This window comes from Caballeronia ptereochthonis (genome assembly GCF_001545075.1).
In the GTDB taxonomy this organism is placed as follows: domain Bacteria; phylum Pseudomonadota; class Gammaproteobacteria; order Burkholderiales; family Burkholderiaceae; genus Caballeronia; species Caballeronia ptereochthonis.
Genome location: NZ_FCOB02000045.1, coordinates 1 through 15,646, shown reverse-complemented (window position 1 = coordinate 15,646; position 15,646 = coordinate 1). Strand labels below are relative to the sequence as shown.

Below are 15,646 nucleotides of genomic sequence, written 5' to 3'. Positions count from 1 at the left end.
CGCAGCCGCCCCGCACACGGCCAGGGCCTGTTCGCGGCAAGGGCCTCCCGATTCAGCGCGCCGCCGCCTCCACGAGCGCGGGCACGCCGCTGACGGGCTTCATCAGTTCGTCATCGAGTCCGTGACGCGCGCGCACGTACTCCGTCGCGTTATAGGAGAGCCATGCGCGGCCGTCCGCGTCTTCCCACGCCAGCACCTTGAGCGGCAGATCGAGCGCGGCGGTGGGCACCGCCTGCATCAGCGGCGTGCCGGCCTGCGGATTGCCGAACACCAGCAGCTGGCTCGGCGGCATCGCAAGTCCGGCGCGGGCGGCGTCGCCGCTGAAGTCGATGCGCGCGAAGAGGATCAGCCCTCGCGCGCGAATCAGCGCTTCGAGCGTGTCGGCGCTCGCCGCGGCGCCATGCGCGCTCGCGATCGTGACGACGCCATTGTCATTCGAATCGGCGGACATGATGCCTCCGGGTATCAACGGCCCGTGCGCTTGCGCCACGCGAGCGCGACGAACGCCGTGCACAGCGCTTCCATGCCGAGCGCGTCCTCATCGTCGAAGCGGCCGGGCACGGGACTATCCACGTCCCATACGCCGATCAAGGTCCCGTCGGCGGCGACGAGCGGCACGACGATCTCCGAGCGCGACGCCGAATCGCACGCGATGTGGCCGGGAAACGCCTCCACGTCCGGCACGACCTGCGTGCGCCGCTCGCGCGCCGCCGTGCCGCATACGCCGCGTCCGAGCGCGATGCGCACGCACGCGGGCTTGCCCTGAAACGGCCCGACGACGAGCTCGGTGCCGTCGAACAGATAGAAGCCCGCCCAGTTCAGATCGGCAAGGGTGTGATAGACGAGCGATGAAAAATTCGCGGCATTGGCGATGAAATCCGTCTCGTCGCCGATGAGCGAGCGGATTTGCTGCAGCAGGTCGTCGTACTGGGCGGCCTTGGTGGCATGCGCGGCCTGGGAGATCGAAAACATGATGGCGATGAGGAATGTCGGCGCGCCGCGGACAGCGCGCGATGTGAAGAGGTGTCGCCGACGATAGCACAACGATTCCCGCCGCGCCGCCGGCCGAAAGCTCGTGTATCGCAGCGTGAAAGCTGATCGCAAAACATCGCTGCGCTTCTTGGCACTGCTGAGCGCATCGCCTAGTGTGAAAGCGCACCGGGCCCGTGACTTGCGTCGGCCGGGCATCGCGCTTCATGCCTTTGTTTTTCATCGAATGCTTAAATCCCCCTTCGGGATTTCCCTGCTTTACTTCGATGCGCCGTCGGTCTTAAATAAATCAACTTGATTTAATTAATGGCCACGCCTCGATGGCCGGTTTTCGGAGACAGCGCGTGAAATCCCCAAGCGGTAGAGGAAGCAATTCCGCGAACGTGCGCAGATACAACGAGCGCCTGCTTCTGCAGGCGCTGCGTCGCACCGAGCCGGCATCGAAGGCCGACCTCGCGCGTCACGCGAATCTGACGAGCACCGCAGTCGGCAGCATCGTCGAGTCGCTGGGCCGCGCGGGGCTGATCGAATATACCGGGCGCCGCCTCGACGGCCAGCGCGGCCAGCCCGCGTCGCTCATCCGGCTCGATCCGCGCGGCGCGTTCGGGATCGGCGTGCGGCTGGATCGCACGGGCATCGAAACGGTGCTCGTCAATTTTGCCGGCGACGTATTGGCGCGCAGCGCGCTCGATGCCGTGCTGCCGCATCCGTCGGCCGTGCTGAAGATCGTGCAGCGCGATGTGGGCAACATGCTCGGGCTGCTCTCCGCGACGGAGCGCGAGCGGCTGACGGGTATCGGCATCGCGCAGCCGTTCAATCTCGGCAGCTGGCTGCGCGAACTGGGGCTGCCCGCCGAAACCTTCCGCGCGTGGGACGCGACCGATTTCGCCGACGAACTCGGCCGTGCGCTGTCGCTGCCGGTTTTCAGCGAGAACGACGGCAACGCCGCCGCGACCGCCGAACTTTTCTACGGCCACGGCCGCCGCTGCGACGACTTCGTCTATCTGTTCCTCGGCTCGGCGATCGGCGGCGGCATCGCGATCAACGGCGATTGCCTGCGCGGCGCGTCGGGCAATGCGGGCGACATCGGCGTGATTCCCGTGCCGCCGAGCCGCCTGCCTTCCGCGCCGCAGCCGTCGGGCCAGTGGGACATTCTGCTGTCGCGCGCGTCGCTCAACGCGCTCGTGCGGCATCTCAACTACTCCGGCGCGGCGGCGGACAACCGCATCGACCTGCAGGCGTGCATCGAGCGTCACCTGCCCGCCGTGGACGAATGGATCGAGGACTGCATCGAGGCGCTCGCGCCCGCCTTGCGCGCGACGCTCTGCGTACTCGACGTGCCGATGGTCGTGATCGATTCCGACATCGACGGCGGCCTGCTGGACCGGCTCGTCAAGCGTCTCGCCGCGACGCTCGCCGCCAACGCGCCCGAATCGCGCGGCACCCCGACACTCGTGCGCGGCACTTTCGGCCCGGATGCGGGCGCGATCGGCGCAGCCACGCTGCCGATGTTCTTCAACTTTTCACCGCGCGTGGCGGGCCTTCGCCACGCGGGGCAAAAAACGCAAGAGGTGCACCATGCCGCATGACTCCGCTTCTTCCCCTTCGTCGCGTCCGCCGTTGCTGGAAATGCGCGGCATCAGCAAGACCTTTCCCGGCGTGCGCGCGCTGAACGACGTGCGCCTCTCGGTCTATCCCGGCGAAGTGCATTCGCTGATGGGCGAGAACGGCGCGGGCAAGTCCACGCTGATGAAGATCCTGTCGGGCGCGTATCAGGCGGACCCGGGCGGCCAGATTCTGATCGACGGCAAGCCCGTCTCCATCGACGGACCGCTCGCCGCGCGAGCGCTCGGCGTCGCCGTGATCTATCAGGAACTGAGCCTCGCGCCGAATCTCTCCGTCGCCGAGAACATCTATGCGGGACGCGAGCTGCGGCGCGGCAGGCTGGTCGACCGCGTGGGCATGGAGCGCGGCAGCGAGGACGTGCTGAAACGGCTGGGCGCCGCGTTCAAGCCGCATACGCTCGTCGGCGATCTGTCGATCGCGGAGCGGCAGCTGGTCGAAATCGCGCGCGCCGTGCATGCGCATGCCCGCATCCTCGTGATGGACGAGCCGACCACGCCGCTTTCCTCGCGCGAAACCGATCGCCTGTTCGAGCTCGTGCGGCAATTGCGCGAGGAAGGCATCGCGATCATCTACATCAGCCACCGGATGGCGGAGATCTATGAACTCTCCGACCGCGTCTCGGTGCTGCGCGACGGCTCCTACGTCGGCACGCTGATGCGCGACGAGCTCTCCGCCGACAGCCTCGTCAAGATGATGGTCGGCCGCGACATCTCCGGCTTCTACAAGAAAGAGCACGCGCCCTACGATCCGGGCAACGTCGTGCTCTCGGTGCGCGATATCGCCGACGGCAACCGCGTGCGCGGCTGCAGCCTCGATCTGCACGCGGGCGAAGTGCTCGGCATCGCGGGACTCGTCGGCGCGGGACGCACGGAGCTCGCGCGCCTGATCTTCGGCGCCGAACCGGCCGCGCGCGGCGAAGTGACGATGCACGGCAAGCCGCTCAGGCTGCGTACGCCGCGCGATGCGATCGATGCGGGTCTCGTCTATCTGACCGAAGACCGCAAGGGCCAGGGCCTGTTCCTCGACATGAGCGTGCGCGACAACATCAACATCACGATCGCCGGGCGCGACTCGAGGATGGGTGTGATGGACCTGCCGCGCGGCAACACGCGCGCGAAGGACGCAATCGCCGCGCTCACCATTCGCGTGCCGAACATGCGCGTGAACGTGGGCGCGCTTTCGGGCGGCAACCAGCAGAAGGTGCTGCTTTCGCGCCTGCTCGAAACCAAGCCCGAAGTGCTGATTCTCGACGAGCCGACGCGCGGCGTGGACATCGGCGCGAAGTCGGAGATTTACCGAATCATCAACGATCTCGCGCGCTCGGGCGTGGGGATCATCGTGATCTCGAGCGAGTTGCCGGAAGTGATCGGCGTCGCGGATCGCGTGCTCGTGATGCGTGAAGGTGAAATTGCGGGCGAGCTCGGCGGCCATTCCGGCAAGCCGATTTCGCAGGAAGGAATCATCGAACTGGCGACGGGCTCGAAGATCGCGCTCGATCAGGCGGCTTAAAGCATATCTGGAGAGAGACATGGCTAACACCACCAAGCACCACGACACCGGCGCCGCGCCGGTCGCAAAGGCCGAAAGCGTGACGCAACGGCAAAAGCGCATCGAGCATCGCGAGCGCATGCAGGTGCTGATGCGCACCGCGGGCATGCTGCCCGTGCTGATTCTGCTGTGCATCGGCTTCGGCATCGTCACGGATGGCTTCTTCAGCTTCCAGAACCTGTCGATCGTCGCGCAGCAGGCGTCGATCAACATCGTGCTCGCGGCGGGGATGACCTTCGTGATTCTGACGGGCGGCATCGACCTGTCCGTCGGCTCGGTGCTTTCCGCAGCGGCGGTCACCGCGCTGCTGGCATCGAACATCCCGGGCATTGGCTGGCTCGGCGTGCCCGCGGCGCTCGCCGTGGGCCTCGGCTTCGGCGTCGTCAACGGCCTGCTGATCGCGCTGCTCAAGCTGCCGCCCTTCATCGTGACACTGGGCTCGCTCACCGCCGTGCGCGGCATCGCGCGCCTCATCGGGCATGACACGACCATCTTCAACCCGCAACTGTCCTTCGCGTTCATCGGCAACGACACGCTCTTCGGCGTACCGTGGCTCGTGATCATCGCGATTCTCGTCGTGATCGTCTCGTGGTTCATCCTGCGCCGCACGGTGCTTGGCCTGCGCATCTACTCGGTCGGCGGCAATCCGGAAGCGGCGCGTCTGTCCGGCATCAAGGTCTGGGGCATCGAGCTCTTCGTCTACGCGATTTCAGGCTTGCTCGCCGGCCTGGGCGCCGTGATGTCCGCCGCGCGCCTCTATGCCGCGAACGGCCTGCAGCTCGGCCAGTCGTACGAACTCGATGCAATCGCCGCGGTGATTCTCGGCGGCACGAGCTTCGTGGGCGGCGTCGGCTCGATCGTCGGCACGCTGGTGGGCGCGCTCATCATCGCGGTGCTGACCAACGGCCTGGTGCTGCTCGGCGTGTCGGACATCTGGCAGTACATCATCAAGGGTCTCGTGATCATCGGCGCGGTGGCGCTCGATCGCTACCGTCAGCGCGGCTCGGCCCGCACCTGATTTTCCCGTCTTTCAAACATCGGGCGCTTGCAGGTCCGCTCGCGCCCGCCCAAACGAACGGACCAACTGGAGACAACAACATGCGCAAGCACAATAAGCTTTTCGCCAGCGTCGCACTCGCTCTCGGTTTCACCCTGTCGCTATCCGCTCACGCCGCCGACAAGCCGCTGAAGGCCGTCGGCATCACGGTCGGCTCGCTCGGCAATCCATACTTCGTGACGATCTCCAAGGGCGCGGAAGCGAAGGCCAAGCAGATCAACCCGAACGCCCGGGTCACGGCGGTGTCGTCGGATTACGACATGAACAAGCAGTTCACGCAGATCGACAACTTCATTTCGGCGCACGTCGACGTGATCCTCCTGAACGCCGTCGATCCGAAGGCGATCGAACCCGCGGTGAAGAAGGCAAAGGCCGCGGGCATCGTCGTGATCGCGGTCGACGTCGCGGCGGCCGGCGCGGACGCGACAGTGCAGACCAACAACGTGCAGGCGGGCGAGCTCGCGTGCGACTTCATGGCGAAGAAGCTGAACGGCAAGGGCAACGTGGTGATCGAGAACGGGCCGCAGGTGTCGGCGGTGATCGATCGCGTGAAGGGCTGCAAGGCCGAGCTCGCCAAGAGCCCGGGCATCAAGGTCCTCTCCGACGACCAGGACGGCAAAGGCTCGCGGGAAGGCGGCATGAACGCGATGCAGGGTTATCTCACGCGCTTCCCGAAGCTCGACGGCGTGTTCGCGATCAACGATCCGCAAGCGATCGGCACCGATCTCGCCGCGAAGCAATTGCATCGCGGCAATATCGTGATCACGTCGGTGGACGGCGCGCCTGATATCGAAAGCGCGCTCAAGACCGACACGATGATCCAGGCATCCGCGAGCCAGGACCCGTGGTCGATGGCGCAGCAGGCGGTGAGCGTCGGCTACGACATGATGAACGGCAAGAAGCCGGCCAACACGATGATCCTCATGCCGTCGACGCTCGTCACGCGCGAGAACGTGGGCAGCTACAAGGGCTGGTCGTCGCCGCGTTGAGCGTCGAGCGCGGTCATTTGATCGGCAGCACGCGCAGCGAGCTCGGCTTGTCCGGCGTGCTCGACCGGTCGACCGCGACGAGGCGTTTCCTCGCGACATCCACGGCGACGCCGCGCGGCGCGTCGAGGTCGTCGACGATGACGGTCGCGCGGCCGCGCTTCGAGAATCTGCACACGGCGTGCGCGCCGCATTTGGTGTAGAGCGTGCCGTCGGGCGTCGCGGCCATCAGGTCGGGCGCCTCGACGGTCGCGAAGACATCGCCCGCGGGTATCGGCGCGCTTGCGGCGCGCGCCGCCTGCAGATCCACCCTGTAGATGCGGTTCGCGGCCTGATCGCTGATGTAGAGCATGTCGCCGGCCACCGCGAGTCCGACCGGCTTGCCCAGTCCGGTGACGATATCCCGCTCGATCACCTGCCTCGGCGCCGCGCCGCGCGTGATCACGCTCACGCCGCCCGCGGGCGGCGCGCTGCCCTCCTTCACGAACCAGCTCGACAGGAACGTGCCGCCGTCCAGCACGAGCAGACCCAGACGCCTTCGCGCCGAATTCGTGTCGGACGCGAGCGCGACCTGAGCGCTCGGGGCGACGTCGAACACCGCGCTCGCCGAACCGAAACCGAAGCGCTCGACGAGCAGATGCCCATTCGGCGCGAACGCGATCTGGCTCAAACCCGTGCGCTCGCCCTCCGCCGCCGGAATGCGCGCGTAGAGCGAAAACGCGGGCGCGTCCTCGTCGCCGATGTGCGATGTCATGACGATGCCGTTGGTCCTGTCGTCGGTGACGAACACCGCGCCGTCCGAATCGCGCACCGCGACGCCGTTCGGCGTGCCCGCGAGCGGCACTTTCTGCGCGGACATGCCCGGCGCGACCGAGCCGCACGCCGCGAGGAACATCGTCATTGCGATTGCCGCCGTCAGCCGCCGCTTCATGCGCCTCTCCCGTCGATAAGCCGAAAAACATGTCCGGCATGCTCCAGGGGCCATGGCAGCATGCCGGTCATCGTAATATAGTTGCAGATACAACGCCCTCTCAAGGCCGGGCCACAGCCGCTCTCACGCGTCTTTGACGCGCTTTTACGTTGATCGCCATGGAACTCGCGCACTCGATCCCCGCTCGCACGGACGTGCTCACCGGACCTGTCGTCGAAATCGGGGGCGCGGTCCAGAGGCCGCTCACGCTCGATCTTGCCGCATTGCGCGAATTCGCGTGCGCGAGCATCGAGCCATTCGATCTCGTGTGCTTCTCGACGGGACGCTATATCCGCCCGATGGGAAGCTACCGCGGCGTGCAGTTGCGCGTGCTGCTCGACGCGGCGGGCGTGCGCCGGCCCGACAGCACGGATTTCAAGCGCACGGTGTTTCTGGCGCACGCGCACGATGGCTACGCCGTGACGTTTTCGTGGCACGAGCTTTTCAATACGCCGGTGGGCGAGCAGGTGATCGTGGCCTACGAATGCGCGGATCGCGAACTGGGCGTCGAGGACGGCTTGCCGGTGCTCGTTTCCGGCGCGGATACCGTGCACGCGCCTCGCCACATGAAACGCCTCGTGCGCGTCGATTCGCACATTCTGGGCAGCTCGCATCGATGAATGCGCCAGCGCGCGAGCTGCTCGCCCGCGCCGCCGATCCGGAGGCACCCGATACCGTGCTGTTCGCGCGGCTCGTCGGCGCGCGCATCGACTCGGGCGATCTGCTTCTGCTCGGGCTGGCGGCGGCGAACTCTCCGCGCTGATCGGCCGCCATTTTCCCGGCGCGGCGATCGATCGTCCGCCGGGCGCGATGCGCTCTTCGCCGCACTGGGCGTTCGTGCGCGATCTGCATGGGCTTCTGATGTGGCACGACCGCACGGCGGCGCGGCATCGGGAAGATGCACATTGCCTCGCGATGATCATTTCAGCCGCGTCGCTGCGGCCCCATCATCTGTGGTGCGATCTCGGCCTGAGCGGTCGCGACGACGTCACCGACATGCTGACGCGGCACTATCCCGATCTCGTCGCGCACAACGTCGCGAACATGCGCTGGAAGAAGTTTCTCGCGCAGGAGGTCGCGCACGCGCGAGGCGTCGTGCCGACCGGCGCACCGGGCTGTCCCGGATGTGCGGATCATGGATTCTGCTATCCGGACAACCGATAACGCCCACCCACGCGGCATGAAACGTCCGTCCGATTTCCTTCGTGTATCCTCTCGGGCATGGCGACGACGACCCTCAAGACCAAGGCAGGCGCAAAAGAGCCGGCCCCGGCGAACCAGCCGGCCGAAGTGCGCTTTCGCATGCGCATCACGAAAGGCGAGACCATCGCGCTGGGTCCGGGCAAGGTCGCGCTGCTGGAAGCGGTGCGCAAGCACGGCTCGATATCGGCGGCGGCGCGCAGCCTCGACATGTCGTACCGGCGCGCGTGGCTGCTCATCGACGAACTCAATCGCTCGCTCCAGTCCCCCGCGACCCTCTCGGAGCAAGGCGGACAAAGCGGCGGCGGCTGCGTGCTGACGCCGGTCGGCGAAAACATCATCCGGCTCTACCGCGATGTCGAAGCGCGGGCCGAAGCCGCCTGCGCCGAGCAGATCGCATCGCTCACGAAGCTGCTCAAGCCCTAACCGTGGCGCAGGCAGAACGCGGACGGCGGCGGTGAACCCGCGTGCGTGTCCTGCGTGCTCGCGACCAGCCGCGCGACGAACTCCACGAAACTCGCGACGCTCGCGGTGCGCAGCGGCGAGTATTCGACGCCGTGCCGCTCGCAGACGCGCTTCAGCATGTTCATCGAGTCGTGATCGATGCAGTCCACGGGGAACAGCACGACATCCGCATTCGGCAGCGCCGCGGCCAGCAATCCCTTGCGATCCTCGACGCCGCCGTCGTGGACGATCAACTCGCCGCCCGCCGCTTCCACCAGCGACCTCAGCACCGCATTCGAACCGGGCCGTCCGCCGACATAGACGATGCGCTTGCCGTTCACCCATTCCATGGCTTGGCGGCGCGCGTCGGGCTGATCGGCGGCGTCGAGCGTCGCGCGCTCCAGCGCCGCGCATTCGGCCTGCACGATCTTCAGCAGCGCCTGCGCTTCACCGAGCTTGTTGCGCAGCGCGCGCGTCTGCTCCTCCTCCTGTTGGGCGCGCTGCTCGGCGGCCTCGTGGCGGCTCGTGTGCAGCGCGAGGCGGCGCTCGCCGTCCTCGACCCTTTCGCGCAGGCGTTCGACTTCGGCATCGAGCTGCGCGGTCGACCGATCCGGCTTGCGCTCCGCGATTGCGGTGAGCTGCAGCGCGTGCTCCTTCGATTCCCTGACGGACGCATCGCGCTCCGCGCTCAGTTCGAGCAGGCGCGCTTGCTGGCGTTCGATCTTTTCCTTGAGCTCCTGGTTTTCCGCTTCCAGCGCGACCAGACGGCGAATATCCGCGCGATTCGCCGCGCCAACGAGATGCGACAGCATGTGCACTTCGCCGAACGCGGACTGGCGCACTTCGATCGTCGCGTGCGGATGGGACATCACGGCCCAGTAGGCGGGCGGAATGTCGCCGGACTTGAGCGCCTCGTTCCACAGATCGAGCAGCGCTTCGCTGTCGCGCGCGGCATCGAAGCGGCGGATCGCGCCGGCGTAACGTTCGTCGAGCGCCTTGTTCAGCGCCTTCGCACCCGCGCCGCCCGCGATCGCCAGTTCCACCGCCGCGTGGTGAATCTCCAGATCGCTCGCGTGATAGCGGTCGAGGTCGGTGAACTTCGGCACGAGCTTGCGCAGCTCGCCGGTACTCAGGCACGTCCCGATGACCGAGCAGTGCAGATGCGAGTCCAGTTCGGCAAGGCGCGCGCGGCGGCGCGACGCGCGCAAGTCGGCCTCGGTCGGCTGACAGCAGGCATCGCGATGGGCATGGGCGTTCGTGCGGGCGAGTTGAAACGGCGGAGTCTGCATGATCACCTCGTGCTCGATCGGCTGGTCCGGAAGGCGTGTCATATCGGGTATCGCACCGGAGTCCGGTCATTCGATTTCCGCTTCGTAATATACCACCGAATATAACGACTGCGAAAAGACGCGCCAATGCACGGGCGGCTTCCGAGGCGCGCGGTACGGACAGGGCGTATCCTACGACTTCGGCGCGCCGGACCGGCCGGCCGAAGCCGGGTCCGCACGCCAGCTTTCCATACGACGTTTCCGTTCGCCGGACACTCCCGTCGCTAACAATCGCTCTAAAGGAGAATCTGAATGGCCAGGGTTGAAGTCAAGGTTCCGCAGCTTTCCGAATCCGTCACCGAAGCGACGATGTTGCCGTGGAAGAAGAAAGCGGGCGACGCCGTGGCGCAAGACGAAATCCTCGTCGAACTGGAAACGGACAAGGTGGTGCTCGAAGTGCCGGCGCCCGCCGCCGGCACGCTCGCGGAAGTGGCGAAGAAGGAAGGCGACATCGTCCACGCGGACGAATTGCTCGCGATCATCGATACCGAGGCGAAGGCGTCGGCCGCGACTCCTGCGCCTGCTCCTGCTTCTGAAAAACCCGCCGCACAATCAACCGCGCAACCCGCGAAGGCCGCCGCACCCGCGCCCTCTCCCGCGCCCGCTTCGGGCGAAAAAGCCGACTTCGACGTCATCGTGATCGGCTCCGGCCCCGGCGGCTACATCGCCGCGATCCGTGCCGCACAGCTCGGCAGGAAGGTCGCGTGCGTCGAGGAGTGGATCAATCCGGCAGGCAAGCCGAAGCTCGGCGGCACGTGTCTGAACGTCGGCTGCATTCCGTCGAAGGCGTTGCTCGCGTCATCCGAGGAGTTCGAGAACGCGAAGCTGCATTTCGGCGATCACGGCATCAGCATGGACAATCTTTCTGTCGACGTCGGCAAAATGGTCGGGCGCAAGGAAGCGATCGTCGAGAAGATCACGGGCGGCGTCGAGTTCCTCTTCCGCAAGAACAAGATCACCTGGCTGAAAGGGCACGGCAAGCTCGCGGGGAAAGACGGCGGCAATTTCAAAATCGAAGTGAGCGGCGACGGCAAGACCGAGAGCCACACCGCGCAACACGTGATCATCGCGACGGGCTCGAAGGCGCGTCATTTGCCGAACGTGCCCGTCGACAACAAGATCGTCTCCGACAACGAAGGCGCGCTCGCCTTCGATTCCATTCCGAAGAAGCTCGCCGTGATCGGGGCGGGCGTGATCGGTCTGGAACTCGGCTCGGTGTGGCGCAGGCTCGGCGCGGAAGTGACGATCCTGGAAGCACTGCCCGAATTTCTCGGCACCACCGACACCGCGCTGCAAAAGGAAGCCGCCAAGCTCTTCAAGAAGCAGGGCCTGACGATTCACCTCGGCGTGAACATCGACGGCGTGAAGACGACGGCTTCGAGCGTTTCGGTTTCGTACAAGGACAAGGACGGCAACGCGCAGACGCTGGAGGCGGACCGCCTGATCGTGTCGATCGGCCGCGTGCCCAATACCGACAATCTCGGGCTCGATTCGATCGGACTATCGACGGACGAGCGCGGCTTCATTCCCGTCGACGGCCATTGCGCGACGAAAGTCGTCAACGTCTACGCGATCGGCGATGTCGTGCGCGGCCCGATGCTCGCGCACAAGGCGGAAGACGAAGGCGTGCTGGTGGCGGAGATCATCGACGGACAGAAGCCGCACATCGACTACAACTGCATTCCGTGGGTGATCTACACGCATCCGGAAATCGCATGGGTCGGGCAGACGGAACAGGCGCTGAAAGCCGAAGGCCGCGAGATCAAGTCCGGCCAGTTTCCGATGCTGGCGAACGGCCGCGCGCTCGGCATCGGCGAGACGGACGGCTTCATCAAGGTCATCGCCGATGCGAAAACCGACGAGATTCTCGGCGTGCATATCGTCTCGGCGAACGCGTCGGATCTGATCGCGGAGGCCGTGGTCGCGATGGAGTTCAAGGCGGCGTCGGAGGACATCGGGCGGATCTGCCATCCGCATCCGTCGCTTTCCGAAGTGATGCGCGAAGCGGCGCTCGCCGTCGACAAGCGCGCGCTGAACATCTGAACCCCTGAATCCGGCGCGGCAGCGACGCGCACATTCGGCACAGGAGCGGGCCTCACGGCCCGTTCCCGCACGACGCATCGAATGCGTTGGACCCTTCTTGTCACTTCTCGTTACTTGTATCGTCGGCTCCGCCAATTGAGCAGGATATCGAAATGTTCACTGCATCCGCGCCATCCCGCGGGGTCAGCGAATGCCCTTCCTATAGTCGATGCCCGGAATGGTCAGGCCGACGGCCGGTATGTACTATTACGGCCCGCAACCGAACAGACCGATCTACACGGGCGGGCACACGCCCCATATGAACCAGGCGAACTACACGACGCGCAGCCAGGAATTCATCGACCGGCTGAGTGACGATATCCGTACGTACCGGATGAACCGGAAGAGGCAGAAGCAGCAGGGTGGCTCAGTCGCATCCTCGTCGTAGCCTGTCTGACGGGACGATTCCCGTTCGCGTGAAGCGCGCTGAACATTCGACCGCCTGGACGCGGCGGGCCATCCACACGCGCAGGAGCGAGTAGAGCCGGTCGATGTCGATCGGCTTCGCCAGATAATCGCTCGCGCCCGCCGCGAGGCATTGCTCCTGATCGTCCTTCATGGCCTTCGCCGTGATCGCGATGATCGGCAGCTTCCTGAAGCGCGCGTCCTCGCGGATGCGCCGCCTCGCTTCCAGCCGATGCCGATCTGCTGCGCGAATACATGCTCTCCTTCGACGATCCCGAAGCCTTCGCGATCACGCACATCGGCTGGGGCCTGCAAAAGCGCGCGCACTGGTCGACGCTCGGCCTCTACGATCGCGAAGCGACGCTCGGCATGGACGCGCGCGCCTTCGACGGCAACTTCCTGTTCTCGCTCGGTCCGAACGACGAAGGCGACGGCAAGCGCACGACCGCTTGCCACATCGACATTCCGTTGCGCCGCTGCACCGTCTCGCTCGACGGCGTGGAGGTGGTGCGCGAAGGCAAGACCATCGAGGAGGCTACATGACGGGCGAAGCGAAAGAGGCAATGTATGCACGGCAGGGCTTCGGCAACGAGCTTTCGATCGAAGGGCAGATCGGGCTCCTGATCGTCGATTTCGTGAACGGCTTCGCCGATCCGGCCGTATTCGGCGGCGGCAATATCCGCGACGCGATCGAACGCACCGTGCCGCTTCTGCGCGCCGCGCGCGCGTTGCGCTGGCCGGTCGCGTACAGCCGCATCGTCTATGCCGACGACGACTCCGACGCGAACATCCTTTCGCTCAAGGTGCCAGGCATGCTGACGCTGAAGGAACACGCGCACGACAGCGCAATCGTGCCGCAACTCACGCCGGAACCGGGCGAGCTCGTCGTGCGCAAGAACGTGCCGTCGGCGTTCTTCGGCACGTCGCTCGCGGCACGGCTCGCGATGCGCGGCGTGCGCACGCTCGTCGTCGCCGGCGCGGTCACGAGCGGCTGCGTACGCGCGAGCGTCGTCGACGCAATGCAGTTCGGCCTGCGGCCCGTGGTGCTGTCCGATTGCGTCGGTGATCGCGCGCTCGGTTCGCACGAGGCAAGCCTCTTCGACATGGCGCAGAAATATGCGGCCGTGATGACGTCGGACGAACTGCTCGCGGGCGTGTATTGAGTTCGCGCGGGGCTTATCCGCGCGCGGCGTTGCTCGTCTCCGGCACGCAGCTGAACGAAACCGTCGCCGTTTGCTGTTCGAGCGAGCGCACGCCGCTCGTCGCCTCCGACTTGACCGAGACGCGCTGCGCGCGTTGCTTGCAATAGTCGGTGGCGGCGTCAATCGCAGCGTTGCGTGCGGTCACCCACGACATGCGCGTGCCCGTCGCTTTGCCGGTAACCGTGTAGGTGTCCGGCTGCGAACCGGCGATGATGTCGCTCGTCGTGCCGCACGCGGCGAGCAGAAACGAGAACGCGATCGCGCCGAGCGCGCGCCGCGTCGAAAGGAATGTTCGTAGGGAATCGAGCATGACGCTTGTGAACCGTGAATTTCGAGATACGGTCCGAATGGTACAAGCGTCCGCGAATTTCTTCACAGATCAGCGGAAAGGCGCCATGCCGCCGGATCCAGGGAAAGCGCTCATGCGACCCCGGCCGCGCGCCTTTCACGATTGACCGCGTATGCAGCCGACTGTTCCCGCGTTGCGCGTCAAGCCTGAGCGATGCGATCCAGCAGGCGTTTCAGCCGGTTATGCTGAGACGGCGCGAGCCCCGGCGTGGCGAGCGCCTGCACGACGCGTCCGCGCCAATAGGTCTGCGAGAAAAGCGAATTCGCGCCTTCGAGGCTCAGCACCTGTTCGAGGTGCTCGATCGCCGAGTCGAGATGACTGGCGCTGTAAGGATGTGGGCCTGCGTAATCGTAGTTCATGGCGCCGTTCGCCAGGAAAGCGGAGTTTCGAATGAGGAAACGCGTCCGTCCGAGAGCAAAGCGGCGCGCCTTCGACGGGCGCGCCGCTCGCCGGCATCAGCTCATGTGCTGGCCGCCGTTGATCGCGATGTTCGAGCCGGTGACGAAGCCCGCGTCGTCCGAGCATAGGAACGCGACGAGCGCCGCGACTTCTTCCGGCTTGCCGAGACGGCCGGCCGGAATCTGCGGCAGGATCTTCGTGTCGAGAATCTCCTGCGGAATCGCGGTCACCATCTTGGTCGCGAGATAGCCCGGCGAAATCGTGTTGACGGTCACGCCCTTCTTCGCGACTTCGAGCGCGAGCGACTTCGTGAAGCCGTGCATGCCCGCCTTCGCGGCCGAGTAGTTCGTCTGACCAATCTGTCCCTTCGAGCCGTTCACCGACGAAATGTTGATGATGCGGCCCCAGCCGCGCGACACCATCTCTTCGCACACGGGCTTGGTCATGTTGAAGACCGAGTCGAGATTGGTGCGCAGCACGGCATCCCAGTTCACCTTGGTCATCTTCTTGAAGGTCGTGTCCTGCGTGATACCAGCATTGTTCACGAGGATGTCGATCGGGCCGACTTCGGCCTGGATCTTCGCCACGCAGTGCTGGGCGGAGTCGTAATCGGCGACGTCCACAGCGTACGCGCGGAAGTTGCGGCCCTGGCGATCCATGTTCGCGAGCCACTCGCTCACCGTCGCGTTGCCCGGCGAATGCGTCACGACGACCGCGTATCCGGCGTCGTGCAGCTTGATGCTGATGGCTTCGCCGAGGCCGCCCATGCCACCCGTCACCACTGCGATTCGCTTAGTCATACTGATGCTCCTCTCGAACAATTCTCTCAGGTTAATGAAACTCGGAATGGCACCGACGCCGTTCTGTTACCTCGATGCGCGACGCTTGTAATGGTTGTATCGCGTCGGTCCGCATGCGCGGCGCCGGTGTGTGCTGCCTGTTGCGTTGATTCGGGACGTTACGGACGCTCGACTGCGAGCGCCACACCCATGCCGCCGCCGATGCACAGCGACGCCAGACCCTTCTTCGCATCGCGCTTCTGCATCTCGTGCAGCAGCGT

Annotated in this window: 18 protein-coding genes and 4 pseudogenes; 13 read left to right on the top strand and 9 right to left on the bottom strand. The window is 65.7% G+C overall.

Annotation, left to right across the window (positions count from 1 at the left end; translation table 11 throughout):
• Nucleotides 1-52: 52 nt before the first annotated feature.
• Together AWB83_RS32035 and msrC are read right to left on the bottom strand one after the other, a co-directional pair.
• The gene (locus AWB83_RS32035; RefSeq protein WP_087049686.1) at nt 53-451 is read right to left on the bottom strand and encodes a DUF302 domain-containing protein; all 399 of its coding nucleotides are present in this window, start codon (nt 449-451) and stop codon (nt 53-55) included.
• A gap of 14 nt (nt 452-465) precedes the next feature.
• A complete protein-coding gene (msrC, locus tag AWB83_RS32030; RefSeq protein ID WP_087049685.1) occupies nt 466-972 on the bottom strand; it encodes a free L-methionine (R)-S-oxide reductase MsrC in 507 nt (168 codons plus the stop codon).
• Nucleotides 973-1,075: 103 nt separating this feature from the next.
• On the opposite strand from msrC, the gene AWB83_RS36290 reads away from it, so the two are divergent.
• The 5 genes and pseudogenes from AWB83_RS36290 (at nt 1,076) to AWB83_RS32010 (ending at nt 6,210) form a co-directional block, all read left to right on the top strand.
• The gene (locus tag AWB83_RS36290) at nt 1,076-1,288 is read left to right on the top strand and encodes a hypothetical protein (RefSeq protein WP_143750138.1); all 213 of its coding nucleotides are present in this window, start codon (nt 1,076-1,078) and stop codon (nt 1,286-1,288) included.
• A 46-nt stretch (nt 1,289-1,334) separates the two neighbouring features.
• Complete coding sequence (locus AWB83_RS32025) at nt 1,335-2,579, top strand: ROK family transcriptional regulator (RefSeq protein ID WP_087049684.1); 1,245 nt, start codon at nt 1,335-1,337, stop codon at nt 2,577-2,579.
• Entirely contained in the window at nt 2,569-4,125 is a 1,557-nt protein-coding gene (locus AWB83_RS32020) for a sugar ABC transporter ATP-binding protein (protein ID WP_087049639.1), read from the top strand. Before AWB83_RS32025 ends, AWB83_RS32020 begins: the two co-directional genes overlap by 11 nt.
• Before the next feature lie 106 nt (nt 4,126-4,231).
• A pseudogene (locus AWB83_RS32015) lies at nt 4,232-5,182 on the top strand (ABC transporter permease subunit); the annotation flags it as partial.
• Nucleotides 5,183-5,262: 80 nt separating this feature from the next.
• A complete protein-coding gene (locus AWB83_RS32010) occupies nt 5,263-6,210 on the top strand; it encodes an ABC transporter substrate-binding protein (RefSeq protein WP_087049638.1) in 948 nt (315 codons plus the stop codon).
• A 13-nt stretch (nt 6,211-6,223) separates the two neighbouring features.
• Here AWB83_RS32010 and AWB83_RS32005 read toward each other — a convergent pair whose 3' ends face one another.
• Nucleotides 6,224-7,138, bottom strand: a complete 915-nt coding sequence (locus tag AWB83_RS32005) for an SMP-30/gluconolactonase/LRE family protein (RefSeq protein WP_087049637.1) — start codon at nt 7,136-7,138, stop codon at nt 6,224-6,226.
• A 158-nt stretch (nt 7,139-7,296) separates the two neighbouring features.
• On the opposite strand from AWB83_RS32005, the gene AWB83_RS32000 reads away from it, so the two are divergent.
• The 4 genes from AWB83_RS32000 (at nt 7,297) to AWB83_RS31990 (ending at nt 8,803) form a co-directional block, all read left to right on the top strand.
• A complete protein-coding gene (locus AWB83_RS32000) occupies nt 7,297-7,797 on the top strand; it encodes a molybdopterin-dependent oxidoreductase (RefSeq protein WP_087049636.1) in 501 nt (166 codons plus the stop codon).
• Nucleotides 7,794-7,940, top strand: coding sequence for a hypothetical protein (locus tag AWB83_RS37860; RefSeq protein WP_445343898.1), 147 nt, complete (start codon nt 7,794-7,796; stop codon nt 7,938-7,940). Before AWB83_RS32000 ends, AWB83_RS37860 begins: the two co-directional genes overlap by 4 nt.
• The gene (locus tag AWB83_RS31995) at nt 7,937-8,341 is read left to right on the top strand and encodes a nitrogen fixation protein NifQ (RefSeq protein WP_445343899.1); all 405 of its coding nucleotides are present in this window, start codon (nt 7,937-7,939) and stop codon (nt 8,339-8,341) included. The genes AWB83_RS37860 and AWB83_RS31995 overlap by 4 nt, the downstream gene beginning before the upstream one ends.
• Nucleotides 8,342-8,479: 138 nt before the next feature.
• Nucleotides 8,480-8,803, top strand: a complete 324-nt coding sequence (locus AWB83_RS31990) for a winged helix-turn-helix domain-containing protein (RefSeq protein ID WP_208636831.1) — start codon at nt 8,480-8,482, stop codon at nt 8,801-8,803.
• On the opposite strand, the gene AWB83_RS31985 is transcribed toward AWB83_RS31990, so the two are convergent.
• Complete coding sequence (locus AWB83_RS31985) at nt 8,800-10,110, bottom strand: DUF2325 domain-containing protein (protein ID WP_087049682.1); 1,311 nt, start codon at nt 10,108-10,110, stop codon at nt 8,800-8,802. The two genes, AWB83_RS31990 and AWB83_RS31985, sit on opposite strands and share 4 nt — an antisense overlap.
• A gap of 291 nt (nt 10,111-10,401) precedes the next feature.
• On the opposite strand from AWB83_RS31985, the pseudogene AWB83_RS37575 reads away from it, so the two are divergent.
• Nucleotides 10,402-10,620: pseudogene (locus AWB83_RS37575) on the top strand (biotin/lipoyl-containing protein); the annotation flags it as partial.
• A 162-nt stretch (nt 10,621-10,782) separates the two neighbouring features.
• Entirely contained in the window at nt 10,783-12,192 is a 1,410-nt protein-coding gene (gene lpdA / locus AWB83_RS31980; RefSeq protein WP_244197962.1) for a dihydrolipoyl dehydrogenase, read from the top strand.
• A gap of 496 nt (nt 12,193-12,688) precedes the next feature.
• On the opposite strand, the pseudogene AWB83_RS31970 reads toward lpdA, so the two are convergent.
• Nucleotides 12,689-12,865, bottom strand: a pseudogene (locus tag AWB83_RS31970) (response regulator); the annotation flags it as partial.
• 2 nt (nt 12,866-12,867) lie between these two features.
• On the opposite strand from AWB83_RS31970, the pseudogene AWB83_RS31965 reads away from it, so the two are divergent.
• A pseudogene (locus AWB83_RS31965) lies at nt 12,868-13,179 on the top strand (2,5-dihydroxypyridine 5,6-dioxygenase NicX family protein); the annotation flags it as partial.
• Nucleotides 13,176-13,799 carry an isochorismatase family protein gene (locus AWB83_RS31960; RefSeq protein ID WP_087049632.1) on the top strand — a complete coding sequence of 208 codons (624 nt, stop codon included), beginning with the start codon at nt 13,176-13,178 and terminating at the stop codon, nt 13,797-13,799. The pseudogene AWB83_RS31965 and the gene AWB83_RS31960, both read left to right, overlap by 4 nt.
• Nucleotides 13,800-13,812: 13 nt before the next feature.
• Here the strand turns inward: AWB83_RS31960 and AWB83_RS31955 are convergent, their stop codons facing one another.
• From AWB83_RS31955 to AWB83_RS31940, 4 genes are all read right to left on the bottom strand, one after another.
• On the bottom strand, nt 13,813-14,148 hold the full coding sequence (locus AWB83_RS31955; RefSeq protein WP_087049631.1) for a hypothetical protein: 336 nt from the start codon (nt 14,146-14,148) through the stop codon (nt 13,813-13,815).
• 179 nt (nt 14,149-14,327) lie between these two features.
• Entirely contained in the window at nt 14,328-14,546 is a 219-nt protein-coding gene (locus tag AWB83_RS31950) for a hypothetical protein (RefSeq protein ID WP_087049630.1), read from the bottom strand.
• Between the two features lie 96 nt (nt 14,547-14,642).
• A complete protein-coding gene (gene phbB / locus AWB83_RS31945; protein WP_087049629.1) occupies nt 14,643-15,386 on the bottom strand; it encodes an acetoacetyl-CoA reductase in 744 nt (247 codons plus the stop codon).
• Between the two features lie 158 nt (nt 15,387-15,544).
• Nucleotides 15,545-15,646: hypothetical protein (locus tag AWB83_RS31940; RefSeq protein ID WP_143750135.1), on the bottom strand; the 102-nt coding region annotated here is incomplete at its 5' end.